Source organism: Pseudoalteromonas sp. 1_2015MBL_MicDiv (assembly GCF_002407505.1).
GTDB classification, from domain to species: Bacteria; Pseudomonadota; Gammaproteobacteria; order Enterobacterales; family Alteromonadaceae; genus Pseudoalteromonas; species Pseudoalteromonas fuliginea.
Map to the genome: position 1 here is coordinate 2,191,362 of NZ_CP012737.1, position 20,957 is coordinate 2,212,318.

At 40.2% G+C, this 20,957-nt stretch carries 17 protein-coding genes and 1 pseudogene; 8 read left to right on the plus strand and 10 right to left on the minus strand.

The window, feature by feature from the left end; translation table 11 throughout:
- Positions 1 to 198: 198 nt before the first annotated feature.
- Positions 199 to 699, minus strand: a pseudogene (locus AOR04_RS09910) (aminoacyl--tRNA ligase-related protein); the annotation flags it as partial.
- Between the two features lie 369 nt (positions 700 to 1,068).
- Here AOR04_RS09910 and AOR04_RS09915 point away from each other — a divergent pair.
- Positions 1,069 to 1,683 carry a hypothetical protein gene (locus AOR04_RS09915; RefSeq protein ID WP_033040169.1) on the plus strand — a complete coding sequence of 205 codons (615 nt, stop codon included), beginning with the start codon at positions 1,069 to 1,071 and terminating at the stop codon, positions 1,681 to 1,683.
- 606 nt (positions 1,684 to 2,289) lie between these two features.
- Here the strand turns inward: AOR04_RS09915 and serS are convergent.
- From serS to lrp, 6 genes are all read right to left on the minus strand, one after another.
- Positions 2,290 to 3,594: a serine--tRNA ligase gene (serS, locus tag AOR04_RS09920; RefSeq protein ID WP_096793228.1), complete on the minus strand. Its 1,305-nt coding sequence runs from the start codon at positions 3,592 to 3,594 to the stop codon at positions 2,290 to 2,292.
- Between the two features lie 9 nt (positions 3,595 to 3,603).
- Entirely contained in the window at positions 3,604 to 3,984 is a 381-nt protein-coding gene (gene crcB / locus AOR04_RS09925; protein WP_021032117.1) for a fluoride efflux transporter CrcB, read from the minus strand.
- Positions 3,977 to 5,320, minus strand: coding sequence for a replication-associated recombination protein A (locus AOR04_RS09930; RefSeq protein ID WP_096793229.1), 1,344 nt, complete (start codon positions 5,318 to 5,320; stop codon positions 3,977 to 3,979). Before AOR04_RS09930 ends, crcB begins: the two co-directional genes overlap by 8 nt.
- Complete coding sequence (lolA, locus tag AOR04_RS09935; RefSeq protein WP_096793230.1) at positions 5,313 to 5,939, minus strand: outer membrane lipoprotein chaperone LolA; 627 nt, start codon at positions 5,937 to 5,939, stop codon at positions 5,313 to 5,315. The genes AOR04_RS09930 and lolA overlap by 8 nt, the downstream gene beginning before the upstream one ends.
- The gene (locus tag AOR04_RS09940; RefSeq protein ID WP_096793231.1) at positions 5,936 to 8,437 is read right to left on the minus strand and encodes a DNA translocase FtsK; all 2,502 of its coding nucleotides are present in this window, start codon (positions 8,435 to 8,437) and stop codon (positions 5,936 to 5,938) included. The genes lolA and AOR04_RS09940 overlap by 4 nt, the downstream gene beginning before the upstream one ends.
- A 171-nt stretch (positions 8,438 to 8,608) precedes the next feature.
- Entirely contained in the window at positions 8,609 to 9,088 is a 480-nt protein-coding gene (gene lrp, locus AOR04_RS09945) for a leucine-responsive transcriptional regulator Lrp (RefSeq protein WP_033014887.1), read from the minus strand.
- A 142-nt stretch (positions 9,089 to 9,230) separates the two neighbouring features.
- Here lrp and ald point away from each other — a divergent pair, with 142 nt between their 5' ends.
- Positions 9,231 to 10,352, plus strand: coding sequence for an alanine dehydrogenase (gene ald / locus AOR04_RS09950; protein ID WP_007375670.1), 1,122 nt, complete (start codon positions 9,231 to 9,233; stop codon positions 10,350 to 10,352).
- A 119-nt stretch (positions 10,353 to 10,471) separates the two neighbouring features.
- On the opposite strand, the gene pssA is transcribed toward ald, so the two are convergent.
- Positions 10,472 to 11,797: a CDP-diacylglycerol--serine O-phosphatidyltransferase gene (pssA, locus tag AOR04_RS09955; protein ID WP_096793232.1), complete on the minus strand. Its 1,326-nt coding sequence runs from the start codon at positions 11,795 to 11,797 to the stop codon at positions 10,472 to 10,474.
- Between the two features lie 287 nt (positions 11,798 to 12,084).
- On the opposite strand from pssA, the gene trxB reads away from it, so the two are divergent.
- From trxB to infA, 4 genes are all read left to right on the plus strand, one after another.
- Positions 12,085 to 13,035 (plus strand): thioredoxin-disulfide reductase, encoded by a 951-nt coding sequence (trxB, locus tag AOR04_RS09960; protein ID WP_096793233.1) that lies wholly within the window; start codon positions 12,085 to 12,087, stop codon positions 13,033 to 13,035.
- Between the two features lie 97 nt (positions 13,036 to 13,132).
- Positions 13,133 to 13,849 carry a leucyl/phenylalanyl-tRNA--protein transferase gene (gene aat / locus AOR04_RS09965; RefSeq protein WP_096793234.1) on the plus strand — a complete coding sequence of 239 codons (717 nt, stop codon included), beginning with the start codon at positions 13,133 to 13,135 and terminating at the stop codon, positions 13,847 to 13,849.
- Positions 13,842 to 14,546: an arginyltransferase gene (locus AOR04_RS09970; RefSeq protein ID WP_096793235.1), complete on the plus strand. Its 705-nt coding sequence runs from the start codon at positions 13,842 to 13,844 to the stop codon at positions 14,544 to 14,546. Before aat ends, AOR04_RS09970 begins: the two co-directional genes overlap by 8 nt.
- A 90-nt stretch (positions 14,547 to 14,636) precedes the next feature.
- Positions 14,637 to 14,855 carry a translation initiation factor IF-1 gene (gene infA / locus AOR04_RS09975; RefSeq protein WP_002962494.1) on the plus strand — a complete coding sequence of 73 codons (219 nt, stop codon included), beginning with the start codon at positions 14,637 to 14,639 and terminating at the stop codon, positions 14,853 to 14,855.
- Between the two features lie 213 nt (positions 14,856 to 15,068).
- Here infA and clpA read toward each other — a convergent pair whose 3' ends face one another.
- Together clpA and clpS are read right to left on the minus strand one after the other, a co-directional pair.
- Complete coding sequence (gene clpA, locus AOR04_RS09980) at positions 15,069 to 17,330, minus strand: ATP-dependent Clp protease ATP-binding subunit ClpA (RefSeq protein ID WP_096793236.1); 2,262 nt, start codon at positions 17,328 to 17,330, stop codon at positions 15,069 to 15,071.
- A gap of 94 nt (positions 17,331 to 17,424) precedes the next feature.
- Positions 17,425 to 17,733, minus strand: coding sequence for an ATP-dependent Clp protease adapter ClpS (gene clpS / locus AOR04_RS09985; protein WP_007375663.1), 309 nt, complete (start codon positions 17,731 to 17,733; stop codon positions 17,425 to 17,427).
- Between the two features lie 209 nt (positions 17,734 to 17,942).
- On the opposite strand from clpS, the gene cspD reads away from it, so the two are divergent.
- Entirely contained in the window at positions 17,943 to 18,161 is a 219-nt protein-coding gene (cspD, locus tag AOR04_RS09990) for a cold shock domain-containing protein CspD (RefSeq protein WP_002962500.1), read from the plus strand.
- Between the two features lie 517 nt (positions 18,162 to 18,678).
- Positions 18,679 to 20,901 carry an NADP-dependent isocitrate dehydrogenase gene (locus AOR04_RS09995; RefSeq protein ID WP_096793237.1) on the plus strand — a complete coding sequence of 741 codons (2,223 nt, stop codon included), beginning with the start codon at positions 18,679 to 18,681 and terminating at the stop codon, positions 20,899 to 20,901.
- The last annotated feature ends 56 nt before the right edge of the window (positions 20,902 to 20,957 follow it).

The window sequence follows — 20,957 nt, forward strand, 5'->3', positions numbered from 1 at the left end:
TAGCGCAAGAAACTGATAAAAGGGACAGGCGTATATTTTTGTCAAATAACTGTAACGCGCTAAAGCACGTCCTACATATTAGCTGAACCTTATTATTACCTTTTTTAACCTAAAACAAAAAAACCGCTGTTCATTGCAAACAGCGGCTTTCTAATTAAGATTTACAAGCTTAAAGCTTGCTTAACTTAAACTTGATTTTTATTGCTTACCAATTACTTCAAGTCCACCCATGTATGGGCGTAATACTTCTGGTACTACTACTGAACCATCGGCTTGCTGGTAGTTTTCTAGTATTGCTACTAGTGTACGCCCAACAGCTAAGCCTGAACCATTTAGTGTATGTAGTAGCTCTGGCTTTTTAACACCTTCACGACGAAAACGTGCTTGCATTCTACGCGCCTGAAAATCTGCCATGTTTGAACATGATGAAATTTCGCGGTATGTGTCTTGAGCAGGTAGCCATACTTCTAAATCGTATGTTTTAGCTGAGCCAAAGCCCATGTCGCCCATACATAAAATCACTTTACGGTACGGAAGTTCAAGCGCTTGTAGTATTTGCTCTGCGTGACCTGTTAACTCTTCAAGTGTTGCCATTGAGTCTTCTGGTTTTACAAGTTGTACAAGTTCAACTTTATCAAACTGGTGTTGACGAATTAGACCACGTGTATCGCGACCATAACTGCCTGCTTCACTTCTAAAAAATTAAGGTGGTTGTCTAGTTTATATGTGTCTAGTTTATATGTGCATCTAGTTTATTTGGGTTCTGTAAAAGAATAGCCCCCCGAAAATTTGACTCAGGCGGAGTGACCATATGTGTCTGTGTTATTTCGCTAAATATCTGACCCTAGAATTTCTAAATATCACAACGAGGATTTCGTGTAATACAGTGTAATAGATAATTCAAAACAAAAAACTATTATTTATCCGTAGCCACAGAGCAGTGTTCAGGAAAATAGAAAAATCTGAATAATACAGCGGCTACCAATTAATGCAGTGGAATTTATTAACCACTTTAAAAACAAGGTGTCATTCGAAAGCTAACTAATCAAAAATTAAAAGGATTATTGTATGGAAATCACAGCAAATAATGAAGTTGAAAACATTAGTTTTAAATCAACTATAGAAGAAATGAGAAAGCACTATTTACTCCAGCTAGGCAACACGAAACGGGTAACAGGGTTTGGCTTATCTCGACTAAAAGTAGCATCTTCATCAGAAAGATCAGAAGGCGAAAATGAAGAGTTAGTAGAAGTCATGGGAGATACTGTTTCCAATGTACAAGCTATGACAAGTGACTTTTCAGCCACAACACAAGTTAGTGTTAACGCTTCCTCAGAGGAATATATTAATAGTAATAACTCTGAAAGTGATCAAGCTAGATTCAAACAACAAATGGAAGATCGTCGTAAAAAAGCGTTAGCCGCAAGTGAAAAAGTAATCAATGCAGCATTTGATAAAGCTTCTGAACTTGGTGAAAAGCACCCAAACCTTCAAAATGGTATATTGTCAGTAACAGACACTATGACACAAGGAATCGTGAGTGCTGCAAATTTTGTAGCAGATATTGTAATTGAAGTCGTTGGCAAAGTAATAAACGCACTAAGTAAAGCTTGGAGCTGGATTACAGATCAATTTGCAACTGCTGCGAAGTCGATAGGCAATTTCTTTTCAAATATTTTCTAATGATATATTAATTAAACAAGGGGAATTTCGCCCCTTGTTCTAACCTTCTACGAAGTGTCTTCCTGTAGCATTTTTGGCGCGTTCGATGGTTTCGTCACTCATACGGTACTGGTTTGGATCATGCCCATGATGTCGATAGCTAGCACAATCGTATTTGTATTTAGACAGTATTTAAACAGGACAGCTACTCTAATTGAACAGATAAAAATCTACCACTGAATTACTTTCATTTGACTCATTAAATAAATCATTGGCACTCTTAAACCTAAATTACACGCATGAAAATGACTGCATGATGCCGGTTTAGATTTTCACAGTAACTTGCTTGTGAGGCCGGATTACCACCCTGGCTCTATGGGAGATACTCAAGTGAAGTTATGTTATGTTTAAACCATTTTGTAAACTCGCAAAATCTAGCGCTAGAAACTGATAAAAAAGAAAGGTGCATATTTTTGTTAAAGAACTATAACGCGCTAAAGCACGTCCTACATATTAACTGAACCTTATTACCTTTAACTTAAAACAAAAAAGCCGCTGTTTATTACAAACAGCGGCTTTCGTATTAAGATTTACAAGCTTAAAACTTGCATAACTTAAACTTGATTTTTATTGTTTACCAATTACTTCAAGTCCACCCATGTATGGCCGTAATACTTCTGGTACTACTACTGTGCCATCGGCTTGTTGGTAGTTTTCTAGTATGGCTACGAGTGTACGGCCAACGGCTAAGCCTGAACCATTTAGTGTATGTAGTAACTCTGGCTTTTTAACACCTTCACGGCGAAAACGTGCTTGCATTCTACGCGCCTGAAAGTCAGCCATGTTTGAACATGATGAAATTTCGCGGTATGTGTCTTGTGCAGGTAACCATACTTCTAAGTCGTATGTTTTAGCTGAGCCAAAGCCCATGTCGCCCATACATAAAATTACTTTTCGGTATGGTAGGTCAAGTGCTTGTAGTATTTGCTCTGCGTGACCTGTTAACTCTTCAAGCGTTGCCATTGAGTCTTCTGGTTTTACAAGTTGTACAAGTTCAACTTTATCAAACTGATGCTGACGAATTAAGCCACGTGTATCGCGACCATAGCTGCCTGCTTCACTTCTAAAACACGGAGTGTGGGCAACTAAACGAATTGGTAAATCGCTTTCGTCGTAAATTTCGTCACGTGCGCTGTTTGTAAGCGGTACTTCAGCTGTAGGAATTAAGCTAAAGCCAGCTTGTTGTTCGCCATCGTCGTTTACAAGGCCTAATGTGTGGAACAAATCGCCCGCAAATTTAGGTAATTGGCTTGTGCCGTAAAGGCTTGCGCTATTTACTAAGTACGGTACATACATTTCTGTGTAGCCGTTTTTGTCTGCGTGTGTATCTAGCATAAATTGCGTTAGAGCACGGTGCATACGCGCTACTTGACCGCGCATTACTGTAAAGCGTGCGCCACTAATTTTAACGCCCATTTCAAAATCTAAGCCGTTTAAGTCTTGGCCTACATCAACGTGGTCTTTAACTTCAAAATCGAATTTTTTAGGTGTTCCCCACGTTAAAATTTCAACGTTGTCATCTTCGTCTTTACCGGCAGGTACTGACTCGTCTGGCAAGTTTGGAATTGCTAAAGCAATGTCGTTAATTGCGGCTAGTACTTCGTCTTGCTCAGTTTTAGCGGCGTCTAGCTCACTGCCTAAGTTAGCTACTGCATCAAGTAGTGGCTGTGCGTCTTCGCCTTTTGCTTTGGCTTGACCAATTGCTTTTGCGCTTGCATTACGTTGACTTTGAAGTTCTTGCGTTTTTACTTGTAATGTTTTGCGTTTTTCTTCAAGTGCCGTTACCGTCGCTACATCGAGTTCGTAACCGCGCGCCGCTAAACGTGCTGCAGTTTGTTCGATGTCTTGACGTAAAAATTTAGAATCTAACATGTTAGTTTTTTAACCTTTTTGCATTACTAGCTGAAGGCCCAGCCAAGCCATAAAAATACACACCATCACGTTTAAGATGATATTGAGGGCCATTTTAATAAAGTGACCTTGTTGTAATAACAACAACGAGTCCATTGAGAATGTTGAAAAGGTGGTTAATGCACCTAAAAAGCCAATACCGATAAGGGTTTTAGCGGGGCTTGCGGTGATAATTTCTTTATCTATCAAACCGTACAAAATGCCCATTAACAATGAACCCAGAATATTAACCGTCAACGTGCCAAAAGGGAATCCCCTACCGAGGAGTTTTAGCATGCTTTCGCTAATAAAAAACCGTAAACACGCACCTGAGGCTCCGCCAAGGGCGATCATCATATAAAGTTTAATCATTTTCGTATCGTCTAAGTGGGCTTTGCGCATCGCGCTCTTTTAGGTAATCGAGTTTTTGTTTAATTTTTTGCTCAAGTCCGCGCTCGCTCGGTAAGTAATATTCTTTGCCGTCCATTTCTGGTGGTAAATATTTTTCTCCTGCGGCAAATGCGCCTTCTTCGTTATGCGCATAACGGTACTCAGCGCCGTAACCTAAGTCTTTCATTAAGTTGGTTGGCGCATTACGCAGGTGCTCTGGCACTGGGTAACTTGGCTCGTTTTGAGCATCAGCTTTTGCTTGATTAAACGCCATATACACCGCATTACTTTTAGGTGCGCTGGCTAAGTACAGTGTGGCTTGTGCAATTGCACGCTCGCCCTCGCTTGGGCCAACACGTTGAAATATATCCCACGCATTTAAAGCCACTTCCATTGCGCGCGGATCGGCGTTGCCAATGTCTTCTGTTGCAATGGCAAGTAATCGCCTTGCTACATATAAAGGGTCGCCGCCACCGGCTAAAATTCGGCAATACCAATACAATGCACCGTCGGGGGAGCTACCTCGTACTGATTTGTGAAAGGCTGATATTAAATCGTAAAATTCATCGCCGCCTTTATCGTATTTAGCTAAGTGCGTTGGTAGCACTTGGCTAAGTACGTGCTCATCTACGTTGTATTGACCATTTTGCTCGGTTGTTAAGTCAACTGCTTGTTCAAGTAAATTAAGTACTTTACGCGCATCACCGCCACTTGCTTGGCACAGTGCCTTTTTAGCGTTGTCAGCAATAGTGATGTGCTTTTGGCTTAGCTGCTCGTCTTGTTTAAGTGCACGTTCTATTACGGTATATAAGTCGGTATCGGCAAGCGATTTTAAAACATACACGCGTGCTCGCGACAATATAGCGTTGTTAAGGGCAAACGATGGGTTTTCTGTGGTTGCACCTACAAATATAAAGGTGCCGTCTTCTATGTGCGGTAAAAAGGCATCTTGTTGGGATTTATTAAAGCGGTGAACTTCGTCAACAAACATAAGGGTTCGTTGGCCACGGCTTTCTAGGTTGTCCCGCGCTTGCGTTACGCTATCGCGTATATCTTTTACGCCTGCGGTTACCGCTGACATTTGAATAAGTGAGGCATCAGCATGGTTGGCAATTATTTGCGCAAGCGTTGTTTTACCAACACCGGGCGGGCCCCATAAAATTAAACTATGGCATCGCCCTGCGACAATGGCTTGATGCAGTGGTTTATCAGCGCTTAATAAATGCTGCTGACCAATGTATTCATCAAGCGTTGTAGGGCGCATACGCGCGGCAAGTGGGCGTACATCAGGCCCAAAGTTAAAACCTAAATTACTCACCGTTACTCTGATCGTCTATTTCAACACCTTCGGGAGGCGTAAATTCAAACGTGCTTTTATCAAGCGGCGCATTAACTTGTGCATCATTAAATGTAAATGACGATAACTGCCCTGAATTGTCGGTAACTACTAATTTAGCAAGGCCTTGCTCATTACCTGCAAAGGTTATATCAAGTTGCTCAACTTGGCTTTCTACGCCTTTATTCGGTGTTACGCTAAAACCTGTATTTGTTGCAAGTACGCTGTACTTTTCCCATTGTGCTGGATCTTTTGAGGTAAGTAACACAAACGGTGTTGAATCGATTAAACCGCTGGTTTTCATAATCGTTACTTGCTCAGCAAAGCTGTCGAAGTAATAAGTTTTATCACCGTTTGATACAAATAACGTATCGTCTGGGTTTGTTTGCTGCCAGCGAATCATCATAGGCTGTTGAAGCGCTATTGTGCCCTCGCCTTGCATAACAGCTTGGCCTTCTTTGTCTGTTACTTTTTGTGCAAACTGCGCTTTGAAACTTTTTAAAGTGGCAAGTCTGTCTTGTAATGCTTGGCTGCCGTCAGCAAAGCTTGGTGCGGCAAGTACGCTGCCTAATACTAATAATAAGGCGTTAACTTTTTTCATGAATTTGCTCCATTAGGCACTAATACATCGCGAGCACCGTTATGACCTGGTGAACTCACGATACCCGATGTTTCCATTTGTTCTACTAAACGTGCTGCGCGGTTATAGCCAACACGTAATTTACGTTGCACTGACGATACCGATACTTTGCCGGTTTCAATTACAAACGACACAGCTTCGTCGTATAACGGGTCTGATTCTTCATCTGCGTTTTCGCTAGCTTCACCTGGTAATAAAATATCTTCACTGGCATCACCATTGAGTATTTCATCAATATAATTTGGTTTAGCACGCGCTTTCCAATCGTTTACTACGGCGTGTACTTCGTGGTCGTCTACAAACGCGCCATGCACACGCTCTGGTACGCTAGTGCCTGGCGGTAAATAAAGCATGTCGCCCATACCTAGTAAGTTTTCGGCGCCTTGTTGGTCAAGTATTGTCCGTGAATCTATTTTGCTCGATACCTGAAACGCCATACGTGTTGGAATATTAGCTTTAATTAAGCCAGTAATTACATCTACCGACGGACGCTGCGTAGCAAGCACTAAGTGAATGCCTGCCGCACGTGCCTTTTGGGCTATACGTGCAATAAGTTCTTCTACTTTTTTACCTACAATCATCATCATGTCGGCAAATTCGTCTATTACTACAACAATACTTGGTAATTTACCTAGCTCGTCGGGGCCTTCTTTCATGCCATCAGTGTCTTTAAATAATGGATCAAGAATTGGGTAACCCGCTTCATTGGCTTCAAGCACTTTTTGGTTGTAACCTTTTAAGTTACGCACACCCAATGCTGACATTAATTTATAACGACGTTCCATTTCGCCAACACACCAACGCAGTGCGTTAGCGGCTTCTTTCATGTCGGTCACTACTTCACACAATAAATGCGGAATGCCTTCATATACTGAAAGCTCAAGCATTTTAGGGTCAATCATGATCATACGTACATCGTCAGGACCCGATTTGTACAGCAAGCTTACGATCATGACATTAACGCCCACTGATTTACCCGAACCGGTTGTACCGGCCACCAATAAGTGTGGCATTTTACCTAAATCAGCACATACCGGCTGACCGGCAATGTCTTTACCAAGCACCATGGTAAGTGGCGACGGATTTTGCTCAAATTTAGGGGCGTTTATAACTTCTGATAAACGAACTATTTCACGGTGTTTATTTGGAAGTTCAATACCAACATAGGTTTTACCCGGAATAACTTCTACAACACGTACACTAATTGCCGAAAGCGAACGGGCTAAATCTTTAGCCAAGCCCGTAATTTTAGACACTTTTATACCTGGCGCTAAATCAAGTTCAAAACGTGTAACAACGGGGCCTGGGTATACCGCTACAACAGTTGCTTGTACGTTAAAGTCGAGCAGCTTTGTCTCTACTAGGCGCGATACTGTATCGAGTTCTTCTTGCGAAATTGGGTTTTTAGCTTTGTCCGGTCTATCGAGTAAATCGAGTGACGGTAATGGCCCCGGTGGTGGCTCTTGCGTTAATAATTGCTCAAATTTTTCTTTTGCTGTTGGTGGTGGCTGATAGGCTGCTTTTGGCTTAGGCATTGGCCTTGCTGGTGATACAACCGTTGTAACTGGCTTTTCAGGTTCTACAACTTGGCTTTGATCAAGCGCATTTAATGCAGCAGCCGTGTCCATTGGCTCGTCGTCTATGGCGCTAAAGCCAATTTCTTGATCGAGTATATCGTCGAGTTCATCAAACGGCATAAAGTCGTCACTAATTTGTGGCTCGCTAAATAGCGTTTGCGGTTCGTTAATTGCTTTTTGTTTATCTGCTTTTTTAGCCGATGCAGGCAGCTCTATTTGCTCTTTTATATCGTCTTCAAAATGGGCGTCTACTTCATCGTTATTATTTACTGTACCTGCAGCGTGTTCTCGGTGCATCCAGCCTTTTGCATACGACACGATAAAACGATAAAACCTAACCATTAAATCGCCAAGATAATCAACAAAATCAACCCACGATACACCCGTTAATAGAGTTAGTCCGGCAAAAAAGAAACACAGCAATAATATAGATGTACCGGTAAAGTTAAATGCAGGCATCATGGCTGATGCAATAACATCGCCCACTACCCCACCAGAAGAGAAGTTATAAATATCGTCAAAGTTGATACTGCTAATAGCGGTAGCTGAGGTAATAAATAAAGCAAAACCAATAACTCGCAGCGCTAAAGTAGTGTAATCAAGCTGTAAAATGCGGTGAGGTTGTTTAAATAACAAGTAGCCAAATAATTGAATGGCAGCAGGTACTAAATAAGCCAACCAACCAAAAGTAAGTAATAAAATGTCAGCTATCCATGCACCAGCTGTGCCCGTAATATTTTTTACGTTTCTAAATTCACCAGTTTGCGACCACGAAGGATCAACTGGATCAAAACTGATTAAGGCACATAAAATAAATATTGCTGTAAAGGTACTGATAATCAGCCCTGTTTCTAATAGTCTTTGCACACCGTTTAGGCGCATAGTTCCCTATTCCTCTTTATTATTCTATTTTATTCACACTTACTTAGCAGTGAAATACCTTAGCAGGAAATGCAATTTGTTGCACTTTATCTTAACCTTGATGGCCTGATTATGAACACGTTTTTATAATTTAGGCAGATAAAAGCAAATGTCAGCCTATTATAAATACTGTTAAGCAATATACGGGCGAATAATTACACCTTCTTCACCTTTTACTTCTTCCATTACTACATAAGTACGGCTTTCACTTACATTTGGAAGTTTCAATAGTATGTCGCCTAATACGCCACGGTATTCTGACATATCATTTACGCGTGTTTTAAGTAAAAAGTCGAAATTACCCGACACCAAATGGCATTCTATAATTTCTTCATGCTTTTTTACAGCAGCACTAAACTCATCAAATACATCGGGTGATGTTTTGGTAATTGTTACCTCTACATACACCGATAAACCTTGCCCAAGCTTAGCAGGGTCGACCACTGCTTTGTAACCTAATATGTAACCTTCTCGTTCTAGTTTTTTTACCCGTTCGAGACAGGGCGTGGCGCTTAGGCCAACTCGTCTGGCCAGTTCAACATTGGAAAGGCGTCCATCATGTTGTAATTCCATCAAAATTTTCCGGTCAATTCTATCTAATAACTGATGCATAGTACCAACTAGTTTTTTATGCTGTTTATTTTTATTATTTAGATAATAACACTAGAAACCACTTTAAAAAAGGTGAGACACACTGGCTTATGATGAATATAATAGTGAAAAATGTTAATCCGTTCTTAATAAGGCAAATGTTATGATTATTGGTGTACCTAAAGAAATTAAAAACCATGAATACCGTGTAGGTATGGTTCCTGCGAGTGTTCGTGAATTAGTAAACCACGGTCACCAAGTGATTGTAGAAACTGATGCAGGCATGGGCATTGGTTTTACTAACGAAGACTACACACAAGCAGGTGCTGAAATTTTAGCAACTGCTGCTGATGTTTTCGCTAAAGCCGACATGATTGTAAAAGTAAAAGAGCCACAAGCTGTTGAACGTGCAATGCTACGTGAAGACCAAATCCTTTTCACTTACTTACACCTTGCACCTGATCTTCCACAAACTGAAGACCTTGTAAAAAGCAAAGCTATTTGTATTGCATACGAAACTGTAACTGACTCACGCGGTGGTTTACCGCTTCTTGCGCCTATGAGCGAAGTGGCTGGTCGTATGTCTATTCAAGCTGGTGCACAAGCGCTAGAAAAGTCTAACCACGGTCGTGGCATGCTACTAGGTGGCGTACCAGGCGTTGAAGCTGCTAAAGTTGTTGTAATTGGCGGCGGCATGGTTGGTCGTAGCGCTGCTCAAATGGCTGTCGGCCTTGGTGCTGAAGTTGTGGTTCTTGATCGTAACATCGACGTATTACGTGCACTAGACGCGCAATTTGGTAATAAAGTAAAAGCTATTTACTCAACTGCTGATGCACTAGAAAAACACGTACTAGAAGCTGATTTAGTAATTGGTGGCGTACTAATCCCAGGTGCAGCTGCACCTAAACTAGTCACTGCAGAGCACATTAAAGCAATGAAACCTGGCTCTGCAATTGTTGACGTTGCAATCGACCAAGGTGGCTGTATTGCTACCTCTAAAGCAACGACGCATGCTGATCCTACTTTCATCGTTGATGAAGTTGTTCACTACTGTGTTGCTAACATGCCAGGTGCTGTTCCACGCACATCTACGTTTGCACTTAACAATGCAACATTGCCTTTCATCATTAACCTTGCAAATAAAGGTTATAAAAAGGCGCTACTAGATGACGCTCACTTCTTAAAAGGCTTAAACGTAATTAAAGGCCAAGTAACTTACAAAGAAGTAGCACAAGCGTTCAACATGGAATATGTTGACCCACGCACAGCGGTAGAAAACGCATAATTTAGCGTTTCGTAGTTAAGTTGGTATTAAGTAATGTAGCAACCTAACTACAACCCATAAAAAAAGCAGCTAATTAGCTGCTTTTTTTGTATTTAAATTTCAGATTTATATAAACTTATTTAGATAAAACGCTTAATTATAAAATCTACTTTTACACGCTTAGCTTGGCCAAGTAGTTTTTTAACTGGCTGCGGGTAATCATCCATCGTTTCTAAATCATCTGGGCCTGTTAAACGGCGACAGTGTTGTAAAATTTCATGCTTTTCGTTATCAATGGCATCCATAATTGTTTGCTCTGGATCTTCTATTAAAATACCATTTTCGATATCAAGGCCCCATGCACGCGGATTTAAGTTATGCCCGCTCAGTAAATGTTTTGTTCTATCTGAACAAATACCTTTTAAATGAAACGAATTACTTCCATCTTTCCACAAATACACATTTAAATTGCCGTTATCGATATGGCGTTTTTGCGTTTTTACAAACTTATGCAAAATAGTTTCGTATAAATAAGGTAGTGCCCCTATTTTACTAAACGGCTCACTTGGCGGTAAATAAAAGTCATTTGCTGTTTTATCGCCTACCACAATAGTCACTTGTTTGCCTTGCTTTAATAAACGGCGCAGTGATCGCATAAGCGGCGCCGGAAAATTAAAGTATGGCGTATACAACACAAGCTCTTGCTCTGTGGTATCAAATAACGCTTTTATTAAACGATTTAATTCGTTATTACGACGGCCAAGCCCCAAAAATAAACGAATACCTAATGCTTGCGTATTTAGTTGCTCTGCTGCGTTGTAACTTGCGACTTTTAAGTCACGCATTAATTGCTTTTGATCAAGTTTGAAGTCTTGTAAACGCTTAAGCGGTCGTGTGTCTATGCGTGGCACAGCATCGGAGCTAATTAGCTTTGTCTCAATAAAATCAACCACTGAGTCACACAGTTCGCTCTGCGTTATTAAAAAGTAACGATCGAGTCTGTAACGCTCGTTATACTGCAAATACACGTTGTTTAAGCTTGCGCCGCTGTAAAGTAAGGTATCGTCAATGACAAAACCCTTTAAATGTAATACGCCAAATAATTCTTTAGCTTTTACAGGTACGCCATAAACTTGTACGTTCGATTTAAACTTTTCTAAATCGTCACAGTATAAACTTGCATTGCCGTCAGACTTCTCTGCACCAATAAGACCACGTTGCGCACGATGAAAATCCACCAGCACTTTTATTTCAAGTGCTGGGTTTGTTAATGACACACGATGCAAAGCTTCTAAAATTTCGCGACCTGCTTCGTCATCTTGTAAATAAAGCGCTGTGATATAAATTCGTTTTTTTGCGCTACTGATCAAACGTAGCAATTGCGTTCGGTAATCTTGCGCATTGGTTAAGACGTTAACGTCTTTTGAAGTCAACCCGAATGCGGGTTTTTCCTGCCAAAATAACATAGTTGCCTATTCACTTGGGTCACATAATCTATCAGTGACAAATAAAATTAGGTAAAACATAACAAAAAAAATCAAAGTGGTCATGAATTAACGTTGTTTTGTTGCCTGTTAGTCTATTTATTGAGCTACTTTACTTTATTAAACGCAAAAGCCACAATCTCTAGTACACAATACTGCACAGCTTTTCGATTTGCTAAAAAAAATAATCTCGGATTTTGTTTACTTCTGCCTTGTTTTTCTTAGAATCGAGCGCATTAAAGACCGTATTAAACGTTTAGGAAAAAATAATGACTGAAGCAAAACATTGTAAGCTACTAATTTTAGGCTCTGGCCCAGCTGGTTATACTGCCGCAGTATATGCAGCACGTGCAAATTTAAACCCTGTTTTAATTACAGGCATTCAACAAGGTGGCCAATTAACAACCACGACTGAAGTTGAAAACTGGCCTGGTGATGCACACGGCTTAACGGGCCCTGCATTAATGGATCGTATGAAAGAGCACGCTGAACGCTTTGAAACTGAAATTGTGTTTGATCACATTAATAAAGTAGATGTATCTAAGCGCCCTTTCACACTAACTGGCGACCAAGGTACTTACACATGTGATGCGTTAATCATTGCAACGGGTGCTTCTGCTAAATACTTAGGCTTAGAGTCTGAAACTAATTTCCAAGGCCGTGGTGTTTCGGCATGTGCTACATGTGACGGCTTTTTCTATAAAGGTCAGAAAGTAGCGGTTGTTGGTGGTGGTAATACGGCGGTTGAAGAAGCGCTTTACTTATCTAACATTGCTGACGAAGTACATGTTATTCATCGTCGTGATAGTTTCCGCAGTGAAAAAATACTTGCTGACCGCCTTGCTGAAAAAGCAGCAAACGGTAACGTTGTAATGCATTACAACCGCACGCTTGACGAAGTATTAGGCGACCAAATGGGTGTAACAGGCGTTCGTATTAAAGACGCACACTCTGATGCAACACAAGAGCTAGATTTAGCCGGTGTATTTATTGCTATTGGCCATAAGCCAAATACAGATATGTTTGTTGGCCAACTAGAAATGAAAGATGGCTACTTAGTTGTAGAGTCTGGATTGAACGGTAACGCGACTCAAACAAGTGTAGAAGGCGTTTTTGCTGCTGGTGATGTATCTGACCACATTTACCGTCAAGCAATCACATCAGCGGGTACAGGCTGTATGGCTGCCCTTGATGCAGAACGTTTCTTAGATAATTTATAAGCAATTAAATAAATTATTATAGGGCTGATTATTCAGCCCTTTTTTTATGCCTAAAATATAGTTACACTTTTACGATCAATTATAAGATAAGTACTGTATGAGAAATCAGCTATACCAATTAAGCGAAAACGATATAGCATTCCCCAATCCGGAATACGCATTAGAATCCCCTGATGGCTTACTCGCAATTGGCGGAGATTTAAGTTTACCTCGCCTAAGTAATGCCTACAAAAGCGGAATATTCCCTTGGTTTAGTGAAGATGAGCCTATTATGTGGTGGTCGCCGAGCGAACGCGGGATTTTTGAACTGGATGATTTTCATATAAGTAAGAGTCTGCGTAAGCATTTAAAAAAGCACCCTGTGAGAGTAACCATTAATAATGCCTTTGAAGAGGTGATAGAAGCATGTCGCGATCAACGCCTTGACACCGATGGTACCTGGATCACTTCTGACATGCTCAACGCTTACGTTAATGCACACAATGCGGGCATTGCTCATAGTTTAGAGGTGTGGAGTAACGGAGAGCTTGCAGGAGGCTTATACGGCATTATGCAAAATGGTGTATTTTGTGGCGAGTCGATGTTTCATCATCAAACCAATTGCTCTAAGCTTGCGATGTGGGCACTGGTAAATTGGCTTAAACGTCACAATGCGCATTTTATTGATTGCCAGTTAGAAAACCCTTATTTAATGACCCTCGGTGCACAAGTAATTCCTCGCTCAACATTTTTGACTAAACTAAAAGCTGCACATAGCTATATCGTTAACCCTATTATGTGGGAGCCACAAGAACTTGACGCAATCTATGAATGAACAACTTCTTGCACGTGTTGGTTTAACCCAAGAGTTTGACTGTAGTTATTTGCCCAACAGACAAGAACAACTTTTAGTTATTCTAGATCCTAGTTGCTACAGTACCGACAAATTTGAGTCATTATTAGGTTTAGGGTTTCGTCGCAGTGGTAACCAAATATACCGCCCGCATTGCCCAATATGCAGTGCATGTAATTCTGTACGTGTATTAGCACAAGACTTTATCCCCTCAAAATCGCAAAAACGTAAACTAAACAAAGCAAAAAGCCAGTTTGAAGTGAAATATTCGACGCAAGAGCGACCTGAGTACTATCCGCTTTATAGTAAGTACATAACAATGCGTCACCAGGATGGAAGTATGTATCCTCCTGAAAAAGAACAGTTTCAAAGCTTTTTACTTTGCAGTTGGCTCAAAATAACATTTATTGAACTATGGCACCAAGATACTTTAGTCGCAGTTGCCGTAACTGATTGTATGAATAGCGCTATTTCTGCAATCTATACCTTTTTCGACCCCGATTTTGAACACTATAGTTTAGGCTCTGTGATGATATTAGAGCAGCTTAGATTTGCAAAAGAGCAAAATAAGCAATACGTGTACTTGGGCTATCAAATTGATGAATGCAACAAAATGAAGTACAAAACTCAGTTTTTACCAGCTCAAAAACAGCTTAATGATGAGTGGGTGGCTATTTAATTTACAAATATAGCCCCTGCGCCTTTACTTATTGGTGTATTTTGGGCAAAATCTGCAGCGTTTAACTATTAAAGAGGTGTTACGCTAAACATGGCGAAAGAAGACGTAATCGAAATGCAAGGGACAGTCCTTGATACTTTACCAAATACAATGTTCCGAGTTGAGCTAGAAAATGGTCACGTAGTTGTGGCTCATATTTCAGGCAAAATGCGCAAAAACTATATCCGTATTTTAACCGGCGATAAAGTAACGGTAGAAATGACTCCTTACGATTTATCGAAAGGTCGTATCGTATTCCGTGCTCGCTAAGTAAGTGCGTAAACGAGATTTAGTTTTTGGCTAGTATTTTACTAGCTTTAAGCGTTTATTAAATGTAATTGATAGACCTTGACTAGCAATTACATTTAATAAACAAAAAGCCCAGTTTTTACTGGGTTTTTTGTTGCCTATAAAAAGGGCAAAAAAATGGCCCGCTATTATGTAGCGAGCCATTTTATTTAACTAAATTTTTTAATTAACGTTTTACGCTGGCGTTAAGCTACTCTCGTAATCAAACCGAATCTTCTTGTCTTTAACCGATACTTTAACCGTACCGCCATCAACAAGTTCACCAAACAGTATTTCGTTAGCTAATTGCTTTTTAAGCTCTTCTTGAATAACACGTGCCATTGGTCGTGCACCCATTGCTTTATCGTAGCCTTTATCTGCCAACCACTCACGTGCTTTAGACGTAAGCTCAAGGTTAACCGATTTTTTATCAAGCTGGGATTGCAGCTCCACAATAAATTTATCAACCACCATTAAAATAACTTCACGTTCAAGGTGATTAAACCAAATGATGTTATCTAAACGGTTTCTAAATTCTGGCGAGAATACTTTATTAATTTCGCCCATTGCATCATGCGTGTGATCTTGCTCTGTAAAACCAATCGACTTACGTGTGGTTTCTTGCACACCAGCGTTAGTTGTCATTACCACAACTACATTTCTAAAATCGGCTTTACGACCGTTATTATCGGTTAACGTACCGTGATCCATTACCTGTAGCAGGATGTTATAAATGTCTGGATGCGCTTTTTCAATCTCATCTAAAAGTACAACTGCATGTGGGTTTTTAATAACAGCTTCTGTTAATAAACCGCCTTGCTCAAAGCCAACATATCCTGGTGGAGCACCAATTAGTCGACTTATAGCATGGCGCTCTACATATTCAGACATATCAAAACGAATAAACTCAACACCCATGCATTTAGCAAGCTGTTTAGTGACTTCTGTTTTACCCACACCGGTAGGTCCTGCAAATAAGAACGAGCCAACTGGTTTTTCTTCGCTTGATAAACCAGAGCGAGATAAACGAATAGCTGATGTAAGCGCGTCAATAGATTGATCTTGCCCAAACACAAGCATTTTAAGATTACGGTCTAGGTTTTTAAGCGTTTCTTTATCTGTTGACGATACGCTTTGCGCTGGGATACGTGCCATTTTAGATATAATTAGTTCTATATCTGCCACGCCAATGGTTTTTTTACGTTTAGAGCTAGGTTGCAGGCGCTGACTTGCACCGGCTTCATCAATTACATCAATTGCTTTATCTGGCAAGTGGCGTTCATTAATATATTTAGCACTTAGCTCTGCTGCTGCTTTTAATGCTTTTTGAGTATAACGAATACCATGGTGCTCTTCGTAACGCTCTTTTAAGCCATTTAATATTTTGGTGGTATCGGCAACACTTGGTTCAAGTACATCTATTTTTTGAAAACGACGTACTAGTGCACGATCTTTCTCAAAAATATTTTTATACTCATTGTAAGTTGTTGAACCCATACAACGTAACTTTCCACTTGAAAGCAGTGGTTTAAGCAAGTTTGATGCATCCATAACGCCACCAGACGCTGCGCCGGCACCAATTATGGTATGTATTTCATCAATAAATAAAATAGACCCAGGTTGTGCTTGTAGCTCTTTTAATAAGCTTTTAAAGCGCTTTTCAAAATCGCCACGGTATTTAGTACCCGCAAGTAACGCACCCATATCTAGCGAGTACACAACAGCGTCTGCAATTACTTCTGGTACTTGCTTATTAACAATACGATACGCTAAGCCTTCAGCAATTGCTGTTTTACCAACGCCAGCTTCACCAACAAGTAATGGGTTGTTCTTTTTGCGACGACACAATACTTGTACCGTGCGCTCTACTTCGCTGTCGCGTCCAATCAAAGGGTCTATATTGCCTTCACGTGCTTGAACGTTTAAGTTGGTTGTAAAGCTGTCTAGCTTACTTGCTTCTTCATTTTGAACTTCTTGCACTTCTTCATGAATATCATCGGTGTCATCCCCTAACTCATCATCGGCTTTAGAAATACCGTGTGAAATAAAGTTAACAATATCTAAGCGCGATACATCTTGCTTTTTGAGTAAATAAACAGCTTGGCTCTCTTGCTCAGAAAAAATAGCAACTAGCACGTTTACGCCAGTAACTTCATTTTTACCTGACGATTGCACATGAAACACCGCACGCTGTAATACACGCTGAAAACCAAGCGTTGGCTGAGTTTCACGTTCTTCTTCTAGATCTGGGATGACGGGTGTTGTTTCGTCAATAAATTCTAATAATTCGGTTTTTAAGCCAGAAAGATTAACACCGCACGCATTTAGGGCTTCTCCTGCTGAAGGATTATCTAACAGCGCAAGTAAAAGGTGCTCTACGGTCATAAACTCATGACGGCGAGTGCGCGCTTCACGAAACGCGGCATTTAATGTGAGTTCTAAGTCTTTGTTTAGCATTGGCAACCCCTTACTGAGATAATAATTTATACCACAACAATCGGATGTTTGATCACCCTAATTGGTATTTATACCAATTGCATTAAATTGGTATTTATTCCTGCTCACAACTACAAAGCAGTGGATGCTCGTTATCACGCGCGTAGCGGTTAACTTGTTCAACCTTAGTATGGGCTACATCGGCGCTGTAAACACCGCAAATACCCTTACCTTTTTCATGAACCTGAAGCATCACGTCGGTTGCTCTATCGCTATCCATATTAAAAAACGTCGTTAAAACTTCTATTACAAAGTCCATCGGCGTGTAGTCGTCGTTATTTAAAACAACTTTATATTTTCGCGGTGGTTGTAGCTTTTGCTTTTCACTGTCGCGAACTGTGTCAATTACACCTGAATCTTTCATACCACTCATAATTAAATATAGTCTTGTCTTTGTAACTCAAGCAAACTTGAATAAAAAATAAATAAAATGTTAAAAAAATAACTCAAAACACTTGACTGGTTGGCTAAATAAACTACAGTCAAACATAGATTGATTAAACCTTAATCAGTCTAGCAAATTATACGGTTTAGAATAACTAAATTAGTCAACTTATTGAAGGATGTAGAAGTATGGCTTGCGGTAAAGTTAAATGGTTCAACAACGCCAAAGGTTTTGGTTTCATCGTAGAAGACGGCTGCGAGAATGATATTTTCGCTCATTACTCAACTATTGTAATGGACGGATATAAAACACTTAAAGCTGGTCAAGATGTAACTTTCGAATTAGAACAAGGGCCTAAGGGCCTCCACGCTAAAAATATTGCCCCTGATGGCGACATTATAGAGTGAACAATGTTCTGTTCGACTAAAGCGAGTGACCTTTTTAGATCCTCGCTTAATTCCTTAAGCATACTTTTTATCTCTTCATCCTTATTTATTGCCTCTTTTTGCCCAAATTCAACCCTTTTCCTTGAATTTATTTTATATACCCCAATGTTCTAAGAGTTAATTGTTTAACTGAGTATTGAGCTCGTTCATACTCTAGCCCTTTTTATTTAAGCTTGTTACACTCTTAATGCTAGAACAGCGCATTAACACAACAGTTATCATACTTTTGCCAGTTTTAAATGTACTAGGCTAAAGGCTGATTTATTTTTGTTGATTTTTTAGCTATAAATACAATTCCAGTTCGTCAGGTGTGACTATTCTGCTTTTATAAAAAAGCTACGCTGAGTACCAACACCTAACAAACTATTCATTACGAGCGTACGTGTTTATTAACTTGTTTAATAATATTTACTCATTAGTAATGATTTTCTTTGCATTGTTGAATAAGACCTTATCGGTCGACTATCTAGGAATGATGATGACATCAAAAATTATCTATACAAAAACGGACGAAGCTCCGGCACTAGCAACTTACTCGTTGCTACCTATCATCCAAGCATATACAAATGCGGCCGGTGTTGAAGTTGAAACTCGCGACATTTCATTAGCAGGTCGTGTAATTGCTAGCTTCCCTGATTATTTAACACAAGAACAACGCATTGGCGATGCACTTGCTGAACTTGGCGAGCTTGCTAAAACACCAGAAGCGAACATCATCAAATTACCAAACATCAGTGCATCTGTTCCACAGCTGCGTGCTGTAATTAAAGAGCTTCAAGCAAAAGGTTACGCGCTTCCAGAATACCCTGTTGAACCTAAAAATGATGAAGAAAAAGCAATTCAAGCTGCTTACGACAAAATTAAAGGCAGTGCAGTAAACCCAGTACTACGTGAAGGTAACTCTGATCGTCGCGCACCAGGTTCTGTAAAAGAATATGCACGTAACAACCCACATTCAATGGGTGCGTGGAGCAAAGATTCTCAGTCTTACGTTGCAAGCATGAGCGAAGGTGATTTCTTTGGGTCTGAGCAATCAGTCACTGTAGATACAGCCACTGATGTGCGTATTGAACATGTTGCAACTAACGGTGACGTTACTGTTCTTAAACAAAGCACACCTCTTTTAGCTGGCGAAGTAATTGATGCATCAAGCATTAGCGCTTCTAAGCTTCAAGCTTTCTTGGCTGCTGAAATTGATGCTGCTAAAGAAAAAGGTGTTTTATTCTCGCTTCACATGAAAGCGACAATGATGAAAGTATCTGATCCAATCATCTTCGGTCACGCTGTTAAAGTATTCTACAAAGATGTATTTGCTAAACACGGTGAGCTTTTTGAAGAGCTAGGTGTTGATGTAAATAATGGTTTAGGCGACGTATATTCTAAAATTCAAACACTAGACGATGCTAAGCGCGAAGAAATCGAAGCAGACATTCAAGCTGTTTACGCGAACCGCCCTGCTATTGCTATGGTTGATTCTGACCGTGGTATTACAAACTTACACGTACCAAGTGACGTAATAATCGATGCATCTATGCCTGCTGCAATACGTTCAAGCGGTCAAATGTGGAATAACGATGGTAAATTACAAGACACTAGCTTTGTAATTCCTGATCGTTGTTACTCAGGTATTTACCAAGCAACTATCGATTTTTGTAAAGTAAATGGCGCGTTTGATCCAACAACTATGGGTAGCGTTCCTAACGTTGGCCTTATGGCCCAAAAAGCGGAAGAATACGGTTCTCACGATAAAACATTTGAAGCTAAAGCGGACGGTTCTATCCGTGTTGTTGATGCTAATGGTAATACATTACTTGAGCACAGTGTTGAGCAAGGCGATATCTGGCGTATGTGTCAGGTTAAAGACGCACCAATTCAAGATTGGGTTAAGCTTGCAGTAAATCGTGCACGCGCAACAGGCGTTCCAGCTATTTTCTGGTTAGACGAAAACCGTGCACATGATGCGCAGCTAATCAAAAAAGTAAATAAATACCTACCAGATCACGATACAGCTGGTTTGGATATTCAAATTTTAGCACCGCTTGAAGCAACATTGTTCTCATTAGCGCGTATTAAAGAAGGTAAAGACACGATTTCTGTAACAGGTAATGTATTACGTGATTACCTTACAGACTTATTCCCAATTTTAGAGTTGGGTACGAGTGCTAAAATGCTTTCAATTGTTCCACTTATGAACGGTGGTGGCTTATTTGAAACTGGCGCGGGTGGTTCTGCACCTAAACATGTTCAACAATTCGAAAAAGAAAATCACTTACGTTGGGATTCTTTAGGTGAATTTTTAGCACTAGCTGCATCACTTGAGCACCTTAGCGTAACTACGGGTAACAACAAGGCACAAGTACTTGCTGATACACTAGACAAAGCGACAGGTACATTCCTTGCTGAAAACAAGTCTCCTTCACGTAAAGTGAAAGAAATTGATAACCGTGGTTCTCATTTCTTCCTATCTTTATTCTGGGCACAAGAACTTGCTAAGCAAAATGATGACAGTGAACTTAAAGCACAGTTTACTCAAATTGCTAGCGACCTTGAGTCTAATAAAGAGCAAATCGTAAGTGAGCTTAACGATGCGCAAGGCCCTGCAGTTGATTTAGGCGGTTACTTCCAGCCTAACGATGATGCGGCCTTCAAAGCGATGCGTCCAAGCACTACATTTAACGATATTCTTGCTAAATTAGTATAAATATCGGTTTAAATTTAAAAGCCGCTTACTTGTAAAAGTAAGCGGCTTTTTTATAT